This window comes from Vibrio aquimaris (genome assembly GCF_009363415.1).
In the GTDB taxonomy this organism is placed as follows: Bacteria; Pseudomonadota; Gammaproteobacteria; order Enterobacterales; family Vibrionaceae; genus Vibrio; species Vibrio aquimaris.
Map to the genome: position 1 here is coordinate 1,889,628 of NZ_CP045350.1, position 18,680 is coordinate 1,908,307.

The 18,680-nt window shown below is 42.0% G+C and carries 12 protein-coding genes and 1 pseudogene; 2 read left to right on the top strand and 11 right to left on the bottom strand.

The window, feature by feature from the left end:
- Positions 1 to 54: 54 nt before the first annotated feature.
- The 5 genes from FIV01_RS08840 to metE all read right to left on the bottom strand — a co-directional run bounded on the left by FIV01_RS08840 (position 55) and on the right by metE (position 8,096).
- The gene (locus tag FIV01_RS08840; RefSeq protein WP_152430678.1) at positions 55 to 1,818 is read right to left on the bottom strand and encodes a hypothetical protein; all 1,764 of its coding nucleotides are present in this window, start codon (positions 1,816 to 1,818) and stop codon (positions 55 to 57) included.
- A 157-nt stretch (positions 1,819 to 1,975) separates the two neighbouring features.
- On the bottom strand, positions 1,976 to 3,439 hold the full coding sequence (locus tag FIV01_RS08845) for a hypothetical protein (protein ID WP_152430679.1): 1,464 nt from the start codon (positions 3,437 to 3,439) through the stop codon (positions 1,976 to 1,978).
- Between the two features lie 760 nt (positions 3,440 to 4,199).
- Complete coding sequence (locus FIV01_RS08850; protein WP_152430680.1) at positions 4,200 to 4,991, bottom strand: hypothetical protein; 792 nt, start codon at positions 4,989 to 4,991, stop codon at positions 4,200 to 4,202.
- Positions 4,992 to 5,228: 237 nt separating this feature from the next.
- Entirely contained in the window at positions 5,229 to 5,687 is a 459-nt protein-coding gene (gene ohrR / locus FIV01_RS08855; protein ID WP_114784551.1) for a transcriptional regulator OhrR, read from the bottom strand.
- Between the two features lie 126 nt (positions 5,688 to 5,813).
- Positions 5,814 to 8,096, bottom strand: a complete 2,283-nt coding sequence (metE, locus tag FIV01_RS08860) for a 5-methyltetrahydropteroyltriglutamate--homocysteine S-methyltransferase (RefSeq protein ID WP_152430681.1) — start codon at positions 8,094 to 8,096, stop codon at positions 5,814 to 5,816.
- A gap of 322 nt (positions 8,097 to 8,418) precedes the next feature.
- Here metE and FIV01_RS08865 point away from each other — a divergent pair, with 322 nt between their 5' ends.
- Positions 8,419 to 9,330, top strand: coding sequence for a LysR substrate-binding domain-containing protein (locus FIV01_RS08865; RefSeq protein WP_152430682.1), 912 nt, complete (start codon positions 8,419 to 8,421; stop codon positions 9,328 to 9,330).
- A 28-nt stretch (positions 9,331 to 9,358) separates the two neighbouring features.
- On the opposite strand, the gene FIV01_RS08870 is transcribed toward FIV01_RS08865, so the two are convergent.
- The 4 genes and pseudogenes from FIV01_RS08870 to FIV01_RS08885 all read right to left on the bottom strand — a co-directional run bounded on the left by FIV01_RS08870 (position 9,359) and on the right by FIV01_RS08885 (position 13,464).
- On the bottom strand, positions 9,359 to 9,559 hold the full coding sequence (locus FIV01_RS08870; protein WP_152430683.1) for a DUF4250 domain-containing protein: 201 nt from the start codon (positions 9,557 to 9,559) through the stop codon (positions 9,359 to 9,361).
- A 72-nt stretch (positions 9,560 to 9,631) separates the two neighbouring features.
- Positions 9,632 to 10,312, bottom strand: coding sequence for a hypothetical protein (locus tag FIV01_RS08875; RefSeq protein WP_152431698.1), 681 nt, complete (start codon positions 10,310 to 10,312; stop codon positions 9,632 to 9,634).
- 133 nt (positions 10,313 to 10,445) lie between these two features.
- A pseudogene (locus FIV01_RS08880) lies at positions 10,446 to 10,889 on the bottom strand (EAL domain-containing protein); the annotation flags it as partial.
- Positions 10,890 to 10,995: 106 nt separating this feature from the next.
- Entirely contained in the window at positions 10,996 to 13,464 is a 2,469-nt protein-coding gene (locus tag FIV01_RS08885; protein ID WP_152430684.1) for a sensor domain-containing phosphodiesterase, read from the bottom strand.
- 190 nt (positions 13,465 to 13,654) lie between these two features.
- On the opposite strand from FIV01_RS08885, the gene FIV01_RS08890 reads away from it, so the two are divergent.
- A complete protein-coding gene (locus tag FIV01_RS08890) occupies positions 13,655 to 15,886 on the top strand; it encodes a YgiQ family radical SAM protein (RefSeq protein ID WP_152430685.1) in 2,232 nt (743 codons plus the stop codon).
- Positions 15,887 to 15,957: 71 nt separating this feature from the next.
- Here FIV01_RS08890 and serC read toward each other — a convergent pair whose 3' ends face one another.
- Together serC and FIV01_RS08900 are read right to left on the bottom strand one after the other, a co-directional pair.
- Complete coding sequence (gene serC / locus FIV01_RS08895) at positions 15,958 to 17,040, bottom strand: 3-phosphoserine/phosphohydroxythreonine transaminase (RefSeq protein ID WP_152430686.1); 1,083 nt, start codon at positions 17,038 to 17,040, stop codon at positions 15,958 to 15,960.
- Between the two features lie 131 nt (positions 17,041 to 17,171).
- Positions 17,172 to 18,434, bottom strand: coding sequence for a DUF945 family protein (locus FIV01_RS08900; protein ID WP_152430687.1), 1,263 nt, complete (start codon positions 18,432 to 18,434; stop codon positions 17,172 to 17,174).
- Positions 18,435 to 18,680: the final 246 nt, after the last annotated feature.

Sequence of the window (18,680 nt, forward strand, 5' to 3'; positions counted from 1 at the left end):
AAAGGCCAACTACGAAAGCTGGCCTAAGATTTAGTATTTTATAAGCGCCATGTGTTACTGGGGTTCTTGTATTGACATTATCGCCACATTCTCTTGTTCATAATATGTCCACAGGCAACTGCTAAAATAATCTACATGGTCTCCATAATTCACACCGTATTCAAAACTTACAACTCCGCCGCTAATCCCAGTGTTTAAGTCTAACATCGGCTTATAGCCTACTTCATCAGATCCAAACTCGATTACTCCTGACTCCCCTGTCCACGGATAGAAGTTAATTTTTTCAATCTCCGCACATCTTATAGTCTTCACCTGCATACTGTCTCTCCATATCTTATCACTTTCGTCAATACTTAAGCTCAATGTTTCACCCGGAATTAATATGTCATTAGCGAAACCATTCGTACCTACATAAGTAGAGGAAAGAGGAACGCTATTTGGAGTGTCGTTACGTATTACTATAACAGACGTCTTACTTGGATCTGCGGCGGGATTAACCCATGTAGCACCAGCTGGTAGCTCGGGTAGCTCGTTCGGCTCCTCCGTCGGAGGGGTTTTGTCACTTACTACTATCGTCGCCACATTATCTTCCAGATACCCTACCCACAGGGTATTGTTAAGCATATTGCCATCGATTCCGTTCGTATCAATTATGGGGCCGTAGCTCAATCCAAGGGTTAAGTCTAGCACCGGTAAAGTTACATTTTCTTCTCCCTTATATTCGATCAGTCCCTGTGTACCATTGACTTCAGGGAAATAAATTATATCGGGAGACTCTTGATTACCATTATCGAAGTCTAAAGCTCTTATTACATCTCCCTCATGCATTACGTCATATTTGTCAGCTGATTTTATCACGTCTAATATCAGTGATTCCGTCGGTTGTAATACGTACGGTTTGTATAGACTTCCTGTGTACGATATGCTGTATGATAGATCGTCAGTGGTGTCATTTTTTAACACTAGTGTATGTGTACCACTTGGGTCAATGGCGGGATTGTTCACACTCGGTAGCTTGGGCGGCTGTTCACTCGTACTCAGAGGGATACTGTGTTCAAGCAATGTGATAACAAACTCGCCTCGATTATGCTCTGACATGTACTCTGGACAGGAAAATGCAACCAAAGGTAAGCCGCTTTCTTCAGGCTCATCTGCACCATAAATATTAAACTGTCCCGTCGTCGATTCATCATAAACGTACCTTCCCTGGTTAGCTCCATTCCCTACTCCGCCTCCGTTGCCCAATCTCACTATATCAACAACTCTCAGGGTAGATCGTGCATGTTTAGCTGAATATGCGCTTCGCTCAACCTTTATCCGCCACCCCCAATCAACGTCACCACTTGTGGTTAGGCTAGTGTCAGTTTTTACACCCCAAACATCGAACCATATTGACGTACTGTTTGTCGATTCACCGTCGTCGTCCGTATCAAGAGCGCTCTCTATTACTACATCTGCTTGTGCTTTTGGTAGAATAACTCCAGGCCGATCTGATATTACTGTGTTATCTGTATCACCTGTCGCTGCTATCGAAGTCATTATGACGCTCTTGGTGTTATTGACAAACGTTATAGGAAATGCATGGAATGTACTTTGTGTCGTCGTCTCCTTGCGTGTAAAACCCATACTGTTCGCAATAAGACTTATGGTGGACGCTAGAGTATCAACATAGCCAGTGCCATCTTTTATAGTATCATCATCTCTGTTTTCTGGGTTTTCTGTATCGGCGTCGGTTCGGGTTTCCCAATTATAAATGTTGGTGTTTGAGAGCAATGCTTTTGAGGCACTATCATCTGTAAGAAGTTTGTAAGTTGTCATTTTTTGTCCTTGTTAATTCGTTTTTGAAGCTCGGTCTGAGCCTTTTTCTGGTTAGGTCAATGAGATGGCTTTCCCATACAATGGACAAGCCTCTCCAAAGGAGTGGCTGCTCGCCTAGGCTAAAGTCTTACGCCAGTCCCTCCCTGTATCACTGTTTTTATTTAGATGTTTGTTCAAGTTTGAACTTGCTGAGGCCTTTTAATTTAGCTTCTTCATACGACTTAAGGATAGCTTCAGACAGTTCAGCACTAGATTTACTCTTTGCGTCCGGGCCAATATTTGGGATATGGTCATCAACTGTAATCAAGGCTATATCATCGCCAATATACCAGGCCCACAGAGTATCATTACTGTGGTCTCCATTTATCCCATCGTCATCCCTGACCTCTTGGTAGCTTTGCCCTGTACTTAAGTCCATAAGCCGCTTATCGAGATCTGAGTCCGAGGCGACTCCCGTATCATATTCTATGTAACGATCATTATTGGGGAAAAACAAATCATCGCTATTACTACCATCGTTCAGATCCAAATAGTTCAATTTCTTGCCCTCAAAGTACACGTTGTAATCACTTCCGCTCCTTTTCACGTTTAGTATCAGACCTTCACCGTGGTTTAGATATGAAGTATCTTCATCATCGGGGTCGTCTTCATAATCTATGCGATAATCCAATGTACGATCACCACTATTTAAGAAGACAATGGTACGTGTTTCCTCAGGTCGTTCACTTAAGTTCGTCCAGGATGGGTATGGCCTCGGAGTAACTTCTGGGTCATCCATATCCACGATTGTACTGCCATCCGCGTTATATGTATGAATATCTGTTGGGACAAGGCAATAGTCCAATGTCATGCACTGCGGAGCATTAGCCCATACTGCCCCTTCTGCCTCGTTATTTTTAGATGCTGCAATTGAATTCGGACTATGGAATCCCACCAGTTGGCATTCCCCACCAGGCTCTGTTGTCTTGGCACTGATCGCAATTGAACCACAGTTTTCAATATCGTCGTAATCTTCTTGAAGTAGTAATTCACTCGCGCCAGCTTCGACATCATTAAAATTCTTGGCTTTGACGCTAATTGGCTTGAAAATACTATTCCCCATTTGGTATCCACCGTCATGCAATTGGAGAAACTTTATATCTACCCATCGCGTGTCGGTGCCCAACATTTCTAGCCCATATGGTTCTGCCTCCAACCGGATACGGTGAGCTTTGCCAGTTGGCAGTTCTAAACTTTCCGCGTCTGAATAAAGGCTAAGCGTGCATGATTCAAATGGCGCTAATACTTTATGCATTGTATTCACTGGGCCGCTGGATAATTCGTGCGGTTGAGAATAAAGCGTCGCAAGTAGTGAGCAGTTACTGTAGTTATTTACCCGAATAGACATTTCCTGAGGTGTGTCTTCATCCACTTCTTGGGGTTTGCCCACAATTTTTCCCGCTAAAGCTACCGCAGCCGATGTCAGGCCGATACCTGCTTTCACCACTCCAGTCATTACCCCTTGTGTAGCCTCCCCAGTGTCTTCTTGTGGTGGGTTCATTGCGTAAACGATTGGGTAAAGAAGAGATCGGGTCGCTTCCAATCCTTTATTTCCTCGGTATAAATCGATTTTAGTCGTCATGTATTTTTCCTCTTATGTTTTCTCTGGGTACGTTAATTATTTAAGGTTTCATTGTATAAGCCTTTGTCAGGTCAATATTTCTTCCTGAAAAAGATTATTTCAGTTACTATAAACAAACTCTATTCACCCAACCATTCGGCATATTTCTATGGTGGTATCTTCACCAATCAATCTAAATAACTTCTCTCTATCGACATCACATAGAACTGATATCGATGATATTTTCGATTGATCGTTTTCATTAATAATATTTCTTATTTCCGAAATTAAATTTTCATCTTCAATATTAGATAAAAAATCACTTACCATATAATACGCATATAGTTCAGAGGCATTAGAGGCTAAGTAATATGAATTTAATTCCGTTATAAAAAATAAAATTATCTGGAGTGAAATACAGAGTATTAGTGATTTTCTCTCCAAATTCGGAAATAGATCGTTTAGCATAAAATATTTCCTATTTTTTCATTTTTAATCATCTCATTTTGGCTTTAAAGCCATCGATGAGAATTTTAATCCAATGATGAATTCATTGTCACGGCAGTTATGGTCGGACTAACCGACGTTAGATATACCGTCGCTCTAGGCTTAGTGTGCTTGGGTCATCATATGAATATTTTAACTTTACGAAATTATTTTTATGAAATACGAAGATAAGAGTTGATATATAGTGATTTCATTATGATTGTGAAGCTAGTCATCTGGTAAAAAACCAGATAGCGTCTAATTAAATATTACTCCCAAGCACTAAGGTTTATACTCACCAAACTCTCCAGTCTTCAATACTCATATAATTAGAATCAAACCCTTTTGTCATCGAGCTAAGCTGATCCATTGCAATACCTGTCAACCTGAAACCGAATGAAAATCTGTGAGTGTTAGACAGAACACAATGCCAAAGGCGAAACCCATCGACCTGCACATTTCCGCAATAAAATGCTCGAATATTCCAACCTTTTCTATCCCATGAGGTATATATTCGCCCTTCCGCATCTACATAACGAAAGAAAGATTTTCGGTCTTCCGGCGTATAAACAAAATAAATTCTGACGGGTGCGGACGATGCGGTTTCATTTGTATGCCATGACATCATTCCATCGTCTGGAGGATAAATAAACGAGCCTGAATTTTCGATTAACTTTATATCTGGAAACATCTTGGATAGAGTAGATTCTATCAAAGACACTGCTGGATGATTCACTAAGTGGTAGAGATGGTTATGGTTGCTCAATACAACGTCTTTACTCTTCATAGCCAAGGAAGACTTCAAGCAATCTTCTTGTGTGTACCAAGAGTAAGGACGCAGCTTAGGCTGTTTATTATCCACGGCATTTTTTATGATATATGGTGTATCGCCTAAGTTTTTCGTAATACTTCTATTGAACTGCTTTAGTTTATCACGGCTCCAACCTTGCATGTCCACGACCTGCACTGAGCCACGACCTCGCAGCAAATCGACATGGATTGAATCAAATGCCACCGCCAACTCATTCATAATGTTCGAGTCGAAATAACACTCGTCTAAATGTAAATAATAAGGTTCCTTTTGCATCAAATCTCCCTTAGTATCAATGAGATTGTAGTAAAGAAACCCTTAAGCTAGTTGGGTTAACTGGGTCAATCTTCAGTACTAGAATCAAAGCTTCTATCAGTAATCTTAGCAGCGGCTAGCAAAGAAGATCGCACCTTTGCATACATAGAAAACTCGTATTTCCTAATTGGAGAAAGTAGCATTGTCACTAGAAAAATTTGCAGATATTTGTCATGGGGATAACCAGGTTTAACCGTATTAGGTGAGGTTAGAAAGGACTTTATCGCACAAGCGTCTGAGAGAAATTAATTCATCGGCATCGAGATTGATTTTGCACAACATATTGCTCGGGACAGATTTGGCTTGTTCTTTAAGTGCTCGACCTTGGTCAGTGAGGTTGAGTACTCGTACTCTCTCGTCTTCTTCACTTCTTCCTCTTGCGACAAAACCCTTAGCTTCTAGGCGTTTGAGTAATGGCGTTAAAGTTCCAGAATCAAGATGTAATCGACTGCCTAAATCTTTAACACTGGCCCCATCTTTCTCCCACAACAACATCATGACCAGATATTGCGAATAGGTAAGATCTAAGCTCTCTAATAAAGGTCGATAAGCTCTGGTCACTGAGTTAGCTGCACTATAGAGAGGAAAGCAAATCTGCTCACTTAAAAGAAGCATGGATTTGTCTGAGGTCGGTTTAGGTTTGTTGGGTGTGTTCATCGTCTATTTTCATTGCGCACAACATGGTTGCATTATAACTAATTTTTGACAGCTGGTGGCAAACTTATGTGAGTTATAGTCAATAATGCCGACCAAAGTAGTCGGCATTTTTATCTTCACCCAATTCTATGAATATTCAGCACGCAGCTTTTTAGCCGCAGACACCATGTTATTCAGTGAAGCTTCCGTTTCAGCCCAGTTTCTAGTTTTTAAACCACAATCAGGGTTTACCCATAACCGTTTCGCTGGGATTTTCTCCGCTGCTTTGTTGATCAAGCCTTCAATCCATTCTTTACTGGGGATATTTGGAGAGTGGATATCATAAACGCCTGGGCCAATCTCATTGGGATACTTAAACTCCTCAAACGCTTTAAGTAGTTCCATATTCGACCTCGACGTTTCTATGGTTATCACATCAGCGTCCAAAGCTGCCACAGAATCAATAATTTCGTTAAATTCGGAGTAACACATATGAGTATGGATTTGGGTTTCTGAACTTGCTCCTGCCGCAGAAATTTTAAAGGCGTCAACTGCCCAATCAAGGTATTCAGGATGGTCACGTTTTTTCAGTGGCAGACCTTCGCGAAATGCGGGTTCATCGATTTGAATAATATTGATCCCCGCCGCTTGTAAGTCTGATACTTCATCTCGAAGCGCCAGCGCTAACTGATTAGCGATCTCTTTACGGCTGATATCTTCCCTAGGAAATGTCCAACATAGAATGGTCACTGGGCCCGTAAGCATGCCCTTCATTTTCTTGGACGTTAGTGACTGAGCATACTTTGACCATTCAACGGTAATTGGTTTTTCTCTTTCGATATCTGCAACCACAATCGCAGGCTTGACACATCGAGAGCCATAACTTTGCACCCAGCCAAATTGCGTAGTCTGGAAACCGGCCAAGTTTTCTGCAAAGTACTCCACCATATCATTTCGCTCAGCTTCACCATGAACCAAGACATCGAGATCCAAGGCTTCTTGACGCAGTACCGCTTCTTTTATGTGACCTTGTAACGCGACATTATAGTCCGATTCGGACAATTTGCCGGTACGATAAGCACTGCGTTGTATCCGGATCTCACTCGTTTGTGGAAACGATCCTATTGTTGTCGTCGGAAACAAGGGTAAATCCAGCGCTTTACTTTGAGCAAGCGCACGCTCCTCATAAGGAGCACTTCGCCGAGCAAAAGCTTTGGTTATATGATTAAGACGCTCTTGAACTTCTGGTTTATTAACATACGTTGCGTCTTTGCGAGACTTTACAGGCACACTGTAGCTGTGACAAGCTTCAATCGCTTGTTGGTCGCCATCAAGCGCTCTAGCTAATAGAGCCACCTCAGAGACCTTTTGTTTTGCAAACGCAAACCAACTACGCACCTCTTCAGAAAGTTCGGATTCCAAGTCAAGATCGACAGGGGAGTGAAGTAATGAGCATGAACTTGCAACCCATAGGCGATCGCCTAATTTGTTTTTGATAGGCTTTAACCGCTCTAGCTGAGCGGCAAGATCTGCGCGCCATACATTTCGACCATTCACCACTCCAGCAGAAAGCACCCAGTGCTGAGGAAGTTTAGATATAAGTTGATCGAGCTGCTTAGGAGCCGCAGAGAGATCCACGTGCAAGCCATCAACATCGAGTTCAACAACCTTATCGAGTGAATCTTCTAATGAATCAAAATAAGTGGTTAAAAGTACTTTCACATCACAACGGAGGACCTGGTAAGCAAGCTTAAATGAGTTCAACCATGGCGTTTCGAGCTCTAAAGATAAAATCGGTTCGTCTATTTGAACCCACTCAACGCCTTGCGCAGCAAGTTTAGACAATATGGTTTGATAAGCAGTAAGAATACGCGGTAGCAGACTCAAACGATCGAATCCGTCCTCAATTTCCTTCCCTAAGTAGAGGTAACTTATAGGGCCAAGCAAAACAGGTTTAACCTTATGACCCGCTTTCGTTGCTTCACTCACTTCTTCAAATAGCTGAGGCCAACTGACTTCAAACGTATCTTCTTGACGAAATTCAGGAACAATATAGTGGTAATTAGTGTTAAACCATTTGGTCATATCCGAGGCTGCTGCTCCTTTCTCACCCTCTTTTTGTTGAGAGCGTCCTCGCCCAACTCGAAACAAAGTATCCAAGTCAGGAAACCCAGATTGGTGCCGCTTTGGAACATGACCAAGCAACAAGGTGGTGGTTAATACATGGTCATACCAAGCAAAATCCCCAGCAGTAACATAACTGAGTTCAGCATCAGACTGTGTTTGCCAATTCTTATGCCTCAGCTCAGAACCTACCGCTTTTAAAGCAGCTTGATCAATGTCGCCACGCCAATACTTTTCAAGCGCAAATTTAAGTTCACGTTGCTCACCTATTCTTGGATAACCCAATATATGCGTTGTTGTCACCATCTTACTCGTCCTTTTATATTTGAAGTTTTTTAAACGGGTGAGATTGTTTACAAAGCTCAAGCTCATTCATCATCACCCTCTGGGTTTTGTATAGAACACCTAAAGGCGTCTAGATGGCTAAACTATCTCGTCAAAGCAGCAAAGTGACAATCTCCAATTATTCAACTTGTTTATGAAAAAAATTCATGTGTAACCCAGCCTATTCAATTCAGGGATAAACAGCGCAAATGTCAAATAAATAGACGTCTAGATGTTTACACATCTTTTTTAAAAGCGTAGATTAGTTATATTCAAACAGAACTCGCGTAACTGAAGAAAGCTAATGATAGAGTTTAAGCATCTGAAAACAATTGTAACTTTGAGAGATACAGGCTCACTCACTGCCACAGCGACAGCGTTGCACCTGACACAGTCAGCACTCTCTCATCAGATAAAAGATCTTGAGGCAAGACTCGGAGGACAGCTCTTTTTACGCAAAACTCGCCCAGTTAAATTTACTTCTGAAGGCAAGATTCTACTCGACTTAGCTGACCAAATTCTGCCTAGGTTAGCCAAAGCAGAAAATGATTTAGCCGGTTTGAAAGAAGACGTCAATGGACGATTACATATGGCCATTGAATGTCATTCTTGTTTTCAGTGGCTAATGCCAGCTCTGAGGGATTACCAGCAAACTTGGCCAAGCGTGACGCTAGACTTTTCATCAGGCTTTGGTTTTGAACCCCTTCCAGCATTACTCGGTGGAGAATTGGATTTAGTCATAACCTCAGACATCCAACCCCGCTCGGAAGTCCACTACGAGCCTTTGTTCGATTTTGAAATGCGCCTTATCACCGCAGTCAATCACCCAATAGCAAATAAAAACTGTGTTCAAGCTGACGATCTAAAACAAGAAACTATGCTCTCTTATCCTGTGCAAAAGAATCGCCTTGATGTGGTCAAACACTTTCTCCAACCTTCAGGAGTAGAACCGGCTAAATGGAAACAAGCCGATAACACGTTAATGCTGGTGCAAATGGTATCCGCAGGACTTGGTGTTGCAGCCCTGCCTAACTGGGCGATTCACGAGTTTTCTCGTCAAGGGTTGATCAGCAGCTTACCGCTTGGCAAAGGGCTATGGCGCCGTTTATTCGCTGCCACTCGTCAATGTGAAAAAGATAAACGTTATTTACAGGCGTTTTACAGCACCGCAAAACAGCAATCTAAGAACCACCTGGAAGGGATCAAACCTGTTTAGCCATAATGTATAGCGGTCTTTGGTTGGTCTATCTGTCGAACGACTTAAATTGATTAGTCAAAGGGTCATAGTGATAGCCTAAACTGTCCAACTTGTGAGTCACAGTATCGGTATCCATCTCATACATGACTATCAACTCTTCAAAGCTATTGCATTCAAGCCTTAGCTTTTCGTTAACAATACCAAGCAAGATATTGCTATCCAATCTAGCGACATTACTTAGGTCCATAACAGCGCCCCAACACTACTCCTAATCTTTTAAGCTTAGCGTTAAATGGGCAAAATAAGAAATAGGCATAAGCTACAAGACAATAAAATTCTCAATGAAACTCATAGACACCAGCATAGTAGTAAACGCCACCCAAAGCTGAATTTTATGCACTGTTTTCGAGAGCAAAATATGCCAACACCAGATCAAAACCGCGGTAATCATTAATGCGAAGCCACTTAGCAACATATTGGTATGTTCAGCCAATAGATTTGGTTCTATCTGAGCACTTTTGACCAGTACAACAATGCTCAATAGCATAGCTGAAACTATACCTGTAACTGGCAAGATACGGTGAAAGGCCTGTAAGCGTGTTTTAGCAATGGTGAGTAGGAGATGGGAAAATAAAGCGCCAAGCAAAAATATCTCTATGACCTTTAAAGCGGAGCCAACAATACTGGGCTGCTCGCTAATCACTATTCCTACATAGGCAAAAGCGAGACCATTGGCGAGGTAGATCACCCAAAGAGGTCCTTGCACACGCGTTTTTTTGGTTTGAACTTGCGAGTAAAAGTACAGGATGGCGAATACCAGCATTATCGCTTCAATTTTTAGCGATGCTACTGCAAGCCATAGAAGCGCAACAACTGGTAAAACTTTATGAATTCGCCCTCTTTGCCCAGGACAAATATCCCCTTTCACCAAAATAAGAGTTAATACTAATTGGGCACCTAAAAGCATAGGAGCAAGAAGGGATAAAAGTTGCTGAATCATCACTGCAAGAATCGTCGTTATCATGTGTGGGCGAGCATAATAGCAAAACAATAGCGCTGTCGGCTACTAGCAACACCTTTAAGCAGAAGCAAAATAAGACAGTAAATCCTGTCCTGTCACTACCCTTAGATACTAACGTATGAGCCAATTTCGTGAGCATTTTGACGATATAGTATCTGTGCGTTCCAATACTCAGACCAGTAACGAACTCTTTGTCTACTTTTAAAATATCGAAGTTACAATCACTTAGGTAACTAAACGAATTATAATCTGTGCCAAAATCATCAATGACAACACTCACTCCCCTACGCCGAATGTTTCGGATTAAAGCAGACTGTTGGGATTCACTATCAAAATAAGCGCTCTCAGTTAACTCAATCGTTACCAGCTCAGGTGTTTTGGCATATTGATGAACCAGTGCATCGTAGCTTTGCAGAACTTCATCGCTATCTTGCTTTGTATTAAGCGAACGGTTGATGGTCATACCTAATTGCGAGCCAAAATGGTCTTGAATCTTGGTTAAATCCTCTAACGCTTTGCGCCCAACACACCAATCTAGATCAGAGACCAAATCTAGTATGAGAACGGAGATCTCCTAGCATACAAACGACACGCAAAAGCTACTAACATTCGACATCGCTTATAAGCTTAGGAGAATTTGAGGTTGTTGATAGTATTATTTTTTAAATTTCATTGCCGACTAGATACTGAATCAAACGCTCTTGCTCAACCAACCCCTTAAACCTTGAATCACTATCAACAAGCACCCAAGGCAGGGCGTGCGTCTTCAATAAGCTTTTCACTTCACCCAAAGGCAAACGCCAATCTAAAACAGCATGGGGTGGTGACATCATACGGTGGACGGCTTTCTGCCAAATAGAATTTTCTTTATTTGTCTCATGGTCAGTGCCCATACTCGGCGTCATATGTAAGTTCATCGCCACCCTGTCGACTAGACCAACGCACTGATTGGTCTCTACCACAGGTAATACATTAAGTTCATCAGCGCTAAAATAGGTATATATCAGTGATAATGATTCTCCCGGATCAACCCGCGGCAAATTTGGTGTCACAAGCTCTGAAATTGTGCCAACACTACTTTCTGAACTTCCATCAATGACAGGCAAAGTGCAATAATCTTCAACGTTACGAAGTTCATCAATAGAAAGTGGCTTTGAGAAAAAATACCCTTGAATGCAATCGACACCTAGGTCACGCAAAGCAATATATTCATCCAAGGTCTCAACGCCTTCCACAACCACTTTGAGCTTGAGTTTTTGAGCTAGCTGAACAATTGCATTGACCACGTGATACTGTCTGGTTTTCGCACCTATACCTTGAATAAGACTTTGATCTATTTTCAACACATCGAAATAGCTCTTATTAAGGTAATCAAATGACGTAAAACCGGTGCCAAAATCGTCCACCGCAATTAGAACCCCAGCTTTTCGCATAGACGCTAATAGCTCTTCTTGATATCTATCACCAGCAAAGTACGCACTTTCCGTAAACTCGATAGTCACCTTATTGGCAGGTATACCACTGTCATCAATCGACTGTGTAGTGTGTCGCAATATTGCCATAATATCTTGCTTGGCATTAAACGAACGATTGATGGATATACCCACATGCTGCCCAAACAAGCTCTGTAACTCTGGTAAACAAGACAACGCTTTTTTGTTGAGCGCATCATCTAGCTCAACAATTTTATCTATATCTTCTACCGTATTGATGAGCTCTTGAGTTGAAGTTTGAATCTGCGGATGTTTGGGGAATCGACACAAGGCTTCAAACTTATCAATTCGCCCTTGTTTGATATCGACTATCGGCTGGAAAAAAACTTGTAAGGAGTCATTTTCAATTGACTCTTCAACCCAGATTTCCAAACATTTTTTGCGCTCAACTTGCTCATGGATATTGCGATCATAAAAAGCCACTCGTTTATCTTGCCCTGAATGCAGTTCAAGTAATGCTTGAACTGCATGAGATAGCAGCTGCTTTGGCGCCATATCTCTTGAATATCTTATCGATACTCCAGTTAAACCCTGCTTTAAAGAAAGTGCGACAGAGCTTTGTGAATGCTTAAAGCTCTGAAAAAAGGTTTTTATGGCCTGTCTAATTAAACGTATACCTTGCTTCTTGTCAGCAATAGCCACTTTCATCACTACAGCAAAGCGGTCATCGCCAATATAACCAGCATGACTGATCAACTTATTTCCCAGTAAATAGCTGGCAAACTGGCGTTTTGTTTCCTGAGCATTAGGTTCTGGAAATTGTGGCTGTAAGGCGAGAATAATCTGAATGTTTTCTTGAGATATCGGCTGTGGATCATCTTCAATATTGTTAAGAAAAGCATCACTTGTTGGCAGTTGAGTCAGTAAATCCACCCCACCAGCTTGCCTGTCATCAACACATTGAAGGTGGTCAGATAAATCTGTACCTAAGCCCAAGAAATAAGACTCACCATTTCCCGGTGATACTTTATGGATTGTCAATTTTTGGGGGAACGTCGAACCATCGGCGCGTTTGGTTAAGATTAATCCACTCCAATGGCCGTTATTTTCTATGCCATCCCATAAATTCTTGTAATAGTCGCTACTTAGTTTCTCTGCATTAAAAACGCTAGTCTCTTTCCCTATTATGTCTTCAAGAACATACCCTGTACTCTTCTCAAAATGGCGATTACATGCCAGTATCCGCGTTTTTTCGTCCGTCACCAGCATGCCATGATGGAAGTTCTCAAACATCGCATAGAATATCTCTGCTGCGACAATATCGGACGGGATCACAAGGCAAGGTAACAAGGTCCCTTTTAATAAAGAATGCTCTTCTACTGTAATTTTAAATTCTACATAGCTAAAGAGACTGTCGGGTGTCATGATACAGCAGTGAAAATAACGAACCCTGTGTGTACTGATTGCCGCTCGAAGCACCTCGCGAGCCTTATTTCTTTGAGCTGGAGGTAAACGTTTCAATAATTCCTTGGCTGAAATAGTCGGTTGAGAATAGCCAAAAAGAGATTTCATGGCTTGTGGTTCACAACTGAACTCCTGAGTGGTGAGGTCAAGCTGCCAAGAATAACTCTCGTATTTGTGCCAACGAGATGTTTGCTGTGTATTGGATACTTCTTTACCTGAGTTTCCTTGTCCCATACAGACAGACCTATTGCTTCTAAACGTCTAATACTATGATGTTAACTGCTTAGCACGAGAATTTGCGTTAGGTGGTCTACAAGATTGGCATTTTCTAAACTGATAGATACTGTATTAGACAGCTTTATTGGGGTGGATAGAGAACAAACAAGTCGCTATAATTCGCGCTCCTTGAAGTAGAGACAATAATATGTACGCTAAGACCACTCCTATTCATGAATACAAAAAATACTGGGCTGAATGCTACGGTACCGCTCCGTTTCTCCCGACAAGCCGTAAAGAGATGGATGCATTAGGATGGGACAGCTGCGACATCATTATCGTCACTGGGGATGCTTATGTTGACCACCCAAGCTTTGGTATGGCCATTATAGGTCGATTGTTAGAGGCTCAAGGTTTTAGAGTTGGTATCATCGCGCAACCAGAATGGCACGACAAAGAAGCATTCACAACGCTTGGCCAGCCAAACCTATTTTTTGGCATCACTGCAGGCAATATGGACTCAATGATCAACCGCTACACGGCAGATCGAAAGTTACGCCATGATGATGCCTATACTCCGAACAATGAAGGCGGAAAGCGACCAGATCGAGCGACTCTTGTTTATTCTCAACGTTGCCGCGAAGCTTATAAAGGCGTTCCAATTGTGCTGGGTGGTATTGAAGCAAGTCTGAGAAGACTCGCTCACTATGATTACTGGTCAGATAAAGTGCGCCGTTCTATTTTGTTCGATGCCAAAGCCGATATTCTTTTATTTGGCAATGCCGAACGAGCATTAGTTGAAGTAGCCCATAGGCTCGCTGACGGCGAGGATATCGCCAGCATGACCAATATACGTGGTACAGTTGTAAACTTAGCCTCAGAGCCTGACGGCTATAAGATTATCGACTCTTCACGGATTGAAAAACCACGTAAAGAAGCCTTTATTCCGCCCAACCCTTATGCTGTTGAAGAAAAATGTGATATCAAAGCCAAGGATAAAGACGAGCAAGCAAAACCCATCACCATTCGTCCCTCACGTCACGACGCTGCAACAACTGCGGTACGTATACCGAACTTCGAGAAATTGAATAACGATCGTATTCTTTATGCACATGCAAGTCGTATTATGCATTTAGAAACCAACCCTTATTCGGGCCGTGCCTTGATACAACGTCATGGGGATCGCGAGCTGTGGGTCAATCAGGCTCCGATTCCTCTCTCTACCGAAGAAATGGATTATGTGTTTGGATTGCCTTATGCGAGAGTACCTCACCCTCAATATGGTAAAGCAAAAATTCCTGCCTATGACATGATCAAAACGTCCGTTAACATCATGCGTGGCTGTTTCGGTGGATGTTCGTTTTGTTCAATTACTGAACATGAGGGCCGTATCATACAAAACCGCTCTCAAGAGTCGATTCTAAATGAGCTTGAAGAAATCCGAGACAAGGTTCCGGGCTTCACCGGTACCATCTCCGATCTCGGCGGCCCGACTGCTAACATGTACCGTTTAGGCTGCAGTGATCCTAAAGCAGAGGCGAATTGTCGACGTCCATCTTGTGTCTTCCCAGGAATTTGTAACAAACTTAATACGGATCACAAACATACCATAGACCTGTACCGCGCAGCCCGTAAGGTCAAAGGCGTTAAAAAAGTCATGATAGCATCAGGTGTTCGCTATGACTTAGCTATTGAGTCACCTGAATATGTCAAAGAGCTGGTTACCCATCATGTGGGCGGCTATCTAAAGATCGCTCCAGAACATACCGAAAAAGGTCCGCTTGACTTAATGATGAAACCAGGAATGGGGACATACGATAAGTTCAAAGAAATGTTCGAAAAATACAGTGCTGAAGCCGGAAAGAAGCAGTATCTGATCCCTTATTTCATTTCCGCGCACCCTGGTACCGAAGATGAGGACATGCTTAACCTAGCTTTGTGGCTTAAGAAGAATAATTTCGAATGTGATCAGGTACAGAACTTCTACCCTTCACCTATGTGTAATGCAACCTCAATGTATTATTCAGAGACTAACCCTCTCAAACGAGTGAAGTACAAACAACGCGAGGAAGTGCCTGTAGCCAAAGGAGAACGGCAGCGCCGATTGCACAAAGCATTACTGCGCTACCATGATCCAGCCAACTGGCCAATCATACGTGAAGCATTAATCAATATGGGTAAAAAACATCTGATTGGAGATAAGCCGAGTTGTCTAGTACCAGAAGAAGATGTGCAAACCTTAACACCTGCCCAACGTAGAAAGTCTGGCCGTCATGGTGCAAACCGGTTTGCGACTAAACACACCACAAGTCAGCCTGGATTTGAAAAAATGCATGGTAAAGGGACTAAACCTAAGGGTAAGTTTGGCTCTGGAAGCAACCACAAGTCCAATAATAATCTGACTGATAGTAATACGAAGCGCAGCAAGAAAAGAAGATAAGAGCGGTCAATACTGGGGTTGAATGAAGAGCACTTGATAACAGAATCTCGTGCTCTAAATTTGACGGAGGTTTAAGCGTTATCTGCCGCAAACTCTCTCATAAACTCAACCAAGGCTTTTACACCTTCTATCGGCATTGCATTATAAATTGACGCCCGCATTCCTCCTACAGCTCTGTGACCTTTAAGCGAAACTAAGCCTCTCTCAGACGCTTGTTTAAGAAATACTTCATCTAATTCAGGTTTTGCAAGTTGGAAAGGCACATTCATACGCGACCGGTTTTGAGCATGGACATCATTACTATAAAATGCTGAACTATCGATATAGTCATACAAAATTGTGGCTTTCTCAATGTTAATTTGCTCGATGGCACTTACCCCTCCCTGCCCTTTCAGCCACTTAAAGACCAAACCAGATAAATACCAAGCAAATGTCGGAGGAGTGTTAAACATCGAGTCTTTTTCTGCCAATACCTTATAGCTCATAAAACTAGGTAAAAGTTCATAAGCCAAATCAAGTAGGTCGTCACGCACAATAGCAATACAAATGCCTGCGGGACCGATATTTTTTTGGGCTCCCGCATAAATAACACCATATCGTGAAACATCTATCTTACGCGAGAGTATGTTAGAGGACATATCAGCAACAATAGGTAATTTGGTATCAGGCAGATCAGATATTTCAATCCCATCAATGGTTTCATTAGGGCAAAAGTGGACATAAGCAGACTCAGGATCGATCTTCCAATCTGAGGCTTGTATCACTGCCACTCTGCCTTCTTTTGTGGTTTTTGCATCAACAAGGTCTACTTGACAGTACTTTTCTGCTTCTTTCACTGCGCTTTGAGCCCAGTAGCCCGCATCAACATAGGTTGCTTTTAGTGAGCTTCCAAGTAAGTTTAGAGGCACTGCCGCAAATTGTGCACGAGCACCACCTTGGCAGAACAGTACTCTATAGTTGTCTGGAATATCGAGTAAATCCCTTAGGTCCTGTTCTGCTTCTTCAGCCACTTGAATAAACTCTTTGCTTCTGTGACTGATTTCCATCACTGAAGTACCAAGCCCATTCCATTCAACAAACTCCGCTTGTGCTTTTTGCATTACTTCTTTAGGCAACCCAGCAGGGCCAGCACTAAAGTTATACACATTCTCCATTCCCAAATTCCTTGTCTACGCTTTTAATAGAGGTTTTATTGATTAATACCACGTTTTTTTGTACATAAAAAGCAAGAAAAGAGGTCTTAAGACCTCTTTTTAATTAAACAGCAAAAATTTACCGGTTAGGGCTAATTTACAGCTGGCAAGAACAGTTGTATCAGGGGTATTTTTTGACCACTTTCAAATACTAAATTACCATCTTTAAGCTCAGCTTTAAGCTGATAACCCTTATCATCTTGACCGATAAATTCCTGAACTAAAGCCTCATCAATGCTTTGTTTAATGAATGGGTATTGCTCTACAAGGCCATTCGAGAAGAAGGTGTCAATATCACCGCTCAAGGCAGGCAAAAGCTTAGCTGGGTTTTTCGTAATCTCACTCGTGCCTTCAGGAACAGACACTTTACCCACACTATTAAACTCACCAGCATCTCCCAGTGTCAATGTTGCTTTATTCACCGATAGGAAGAAACCTTTGTCGAATAGTGTATCCACATAAGGCATGGCGTGCTGGATGTCTTCAGGTGTTAAAGTCGGGCTGTTCTGATACAAGCTAATCAGGTGGTTAAAAGCATTACTGTCTAATCCACCAAACTCAACGTCAAGTCCTAAATTTTCTGCTTTACCTTCAGGCATTTCTAATTTAGATATATTGACAACATGCTGACTATCTACGCGAGAAGACGCCTCGTCTATCGATGAAGAGAATTCATACTTGGCCTCTTCCATATTAAATATGGAAGATTGCTGAGCGTCGGATATTTTCACATCTGAGATGCGTATTTCTTGATCACCCAACCAAAAGTTATCTTGCTTTCGGCCATCTCCTACGCCTTTAATTCCAGAAATCAACATTTTCTCTCCAGAATTAAAATCGATTTCAACCGAAGGCACATTGAGGTCATAGCTAACTTCACCGAGCACGGTTAAATGCCCTTTAAGAGTGGAAGCGGTCACAGAGATCATCGCAGCATCTTCACCTTCAGAAGACTGATGCCAATTACCCAGTTTTAGTGAGTAATCTGTGTTACCGTTGAGCTGGGTAACGGTAGTCAACTTTAATGGAAAGCGTTCACTATCCTCTAACGTCGACTCAGCTTTTAAACTCAAAAGCCCATGAGTAACATGGCTATTGACAACAAATTCCGTTGGAAAGCCATCCAATTCGAGTTCTTTTGCTAGGACGGGGTCATGTATTGTATACCGTGTTGTCACCTCTGAAGATAAATATCCCCTATCATAAGAAATTACTTCCGCTTTCAATGATTCATTGGTTAAATGCGCGACACCGTCCTTAATAACATTTTGGCCAATTTGACCAACAGCCAAAGGCCAACATAATGCTAACGCAATTGCGCCGCCAATAGCGCCATATTTTTTTAATTGATGCATGTTTTATCTTTACTCGAGTATTAATTACAGTTTACGCCAAAAAACTCTCTATTAAATCATAGCATTGGTGTTTTACCATATTATAAGTTTAACGATCCGCACGTTACACTCACTGGTACTAGTCTAGTCCACACGATCAAAAGGTGGGTCAATTCACTGTGAGGTTTTATTCCACCTCATAACACCCAATTGCAAAACACATTGTCTCCTTACACAAGTTATCCTCCCACTCAAAGTCAAAATTAA

What these genes read in the sequence shown, in the direction of transcription:
- FIV01_RS08885 (WP_152430684.1), bottom strand. Translation starts at nt 13,464, where the DNA reads ATGGGACAAGGAAACTCAGGTAAAGAAGTATCCAATACACAGCAAACA.
- FIV01_RS08865 (WP_152430682.1), top strand. Translation starts at nt 8,419, where the DNA reads ATGATAGAGTTTAAGCATCTGAAAACAATTGTAACTTTGAGAGATACA.
- serC (WP_152430686.1), bottom strand. Translation starts at nt 17,040, where the DNA reads ATGGAGAATGTGTATAACTTTAGTGCTGGCCCTGCTGGGTTGCCTAAA.
- ohrR (WP_114784551.1), bottom strand. Translation starts at nt 5,687, where the DNA reads ATGAACACACCCAACAAACCTAAACCGACCTCAGACAAATCCATGCTT.
- metE (WP_152430681.1), bottom strand. Translation starts at nt 8,096, where the DNA reads ATGGTGACAACAACGCATATATTGGGTTATCCAAGAATAGGTGAGCAA.
- FIV01_RS08845 (WP_152430679.1), bottom strand. Translation starts at nt 3,439, where the DNA reads ATGACGACTAAAATCGATTTATACCGAGGAAATAAAGGATTGGAAGCG.
- FIV01_RS08875 (WP_152431698.1), bottom strand. Translation starts at nt 10,312, where the DNA reads ATGATTCAGCAACTTTTATCCCTTCTTGCTCCTATGCTTTTAGGTGCC.
- FIV01_RS08850 (WP_152430680.1), bottom strand. Translation starts at nt 4,991, where the DNA reads ATGCAAAAGGAACCTTATTATTTACATTTAGACGAGTGTTATTTCGAC.
- FIV01_RS08870 (WP_152430683.1), bottom strand. Translation starts at nt 9,559, where the DNA reads ATGGACCTAAGTAATGTCGCTAGATTGGATAGCAATATCTTGCTTGGT.
- FIV01_RS08900 (WP_152430687.1), bottom strand. Translation starts at nt 18,434, where the DNA reads ATGCATCAATTAAAAAAATATGGCGCTATTGGCGGCGCAATTGCGTTA.
- FIV01_RS08840 (WP_152430678.1), bottom strand. Translation starts at nt 1,818, where the DNA reads ATGACAACTTACAAACTTCTTACAGATGATAGTGCCTCAAAAGCATTG.
- FIV01_RS08890 (WP_152430685.1), top strand. Translation starts at nt 13,655, where the DNA reads ATGTACGCTAAGACCACTCCTATTCATGAATACAAAAAATACTGGGCT.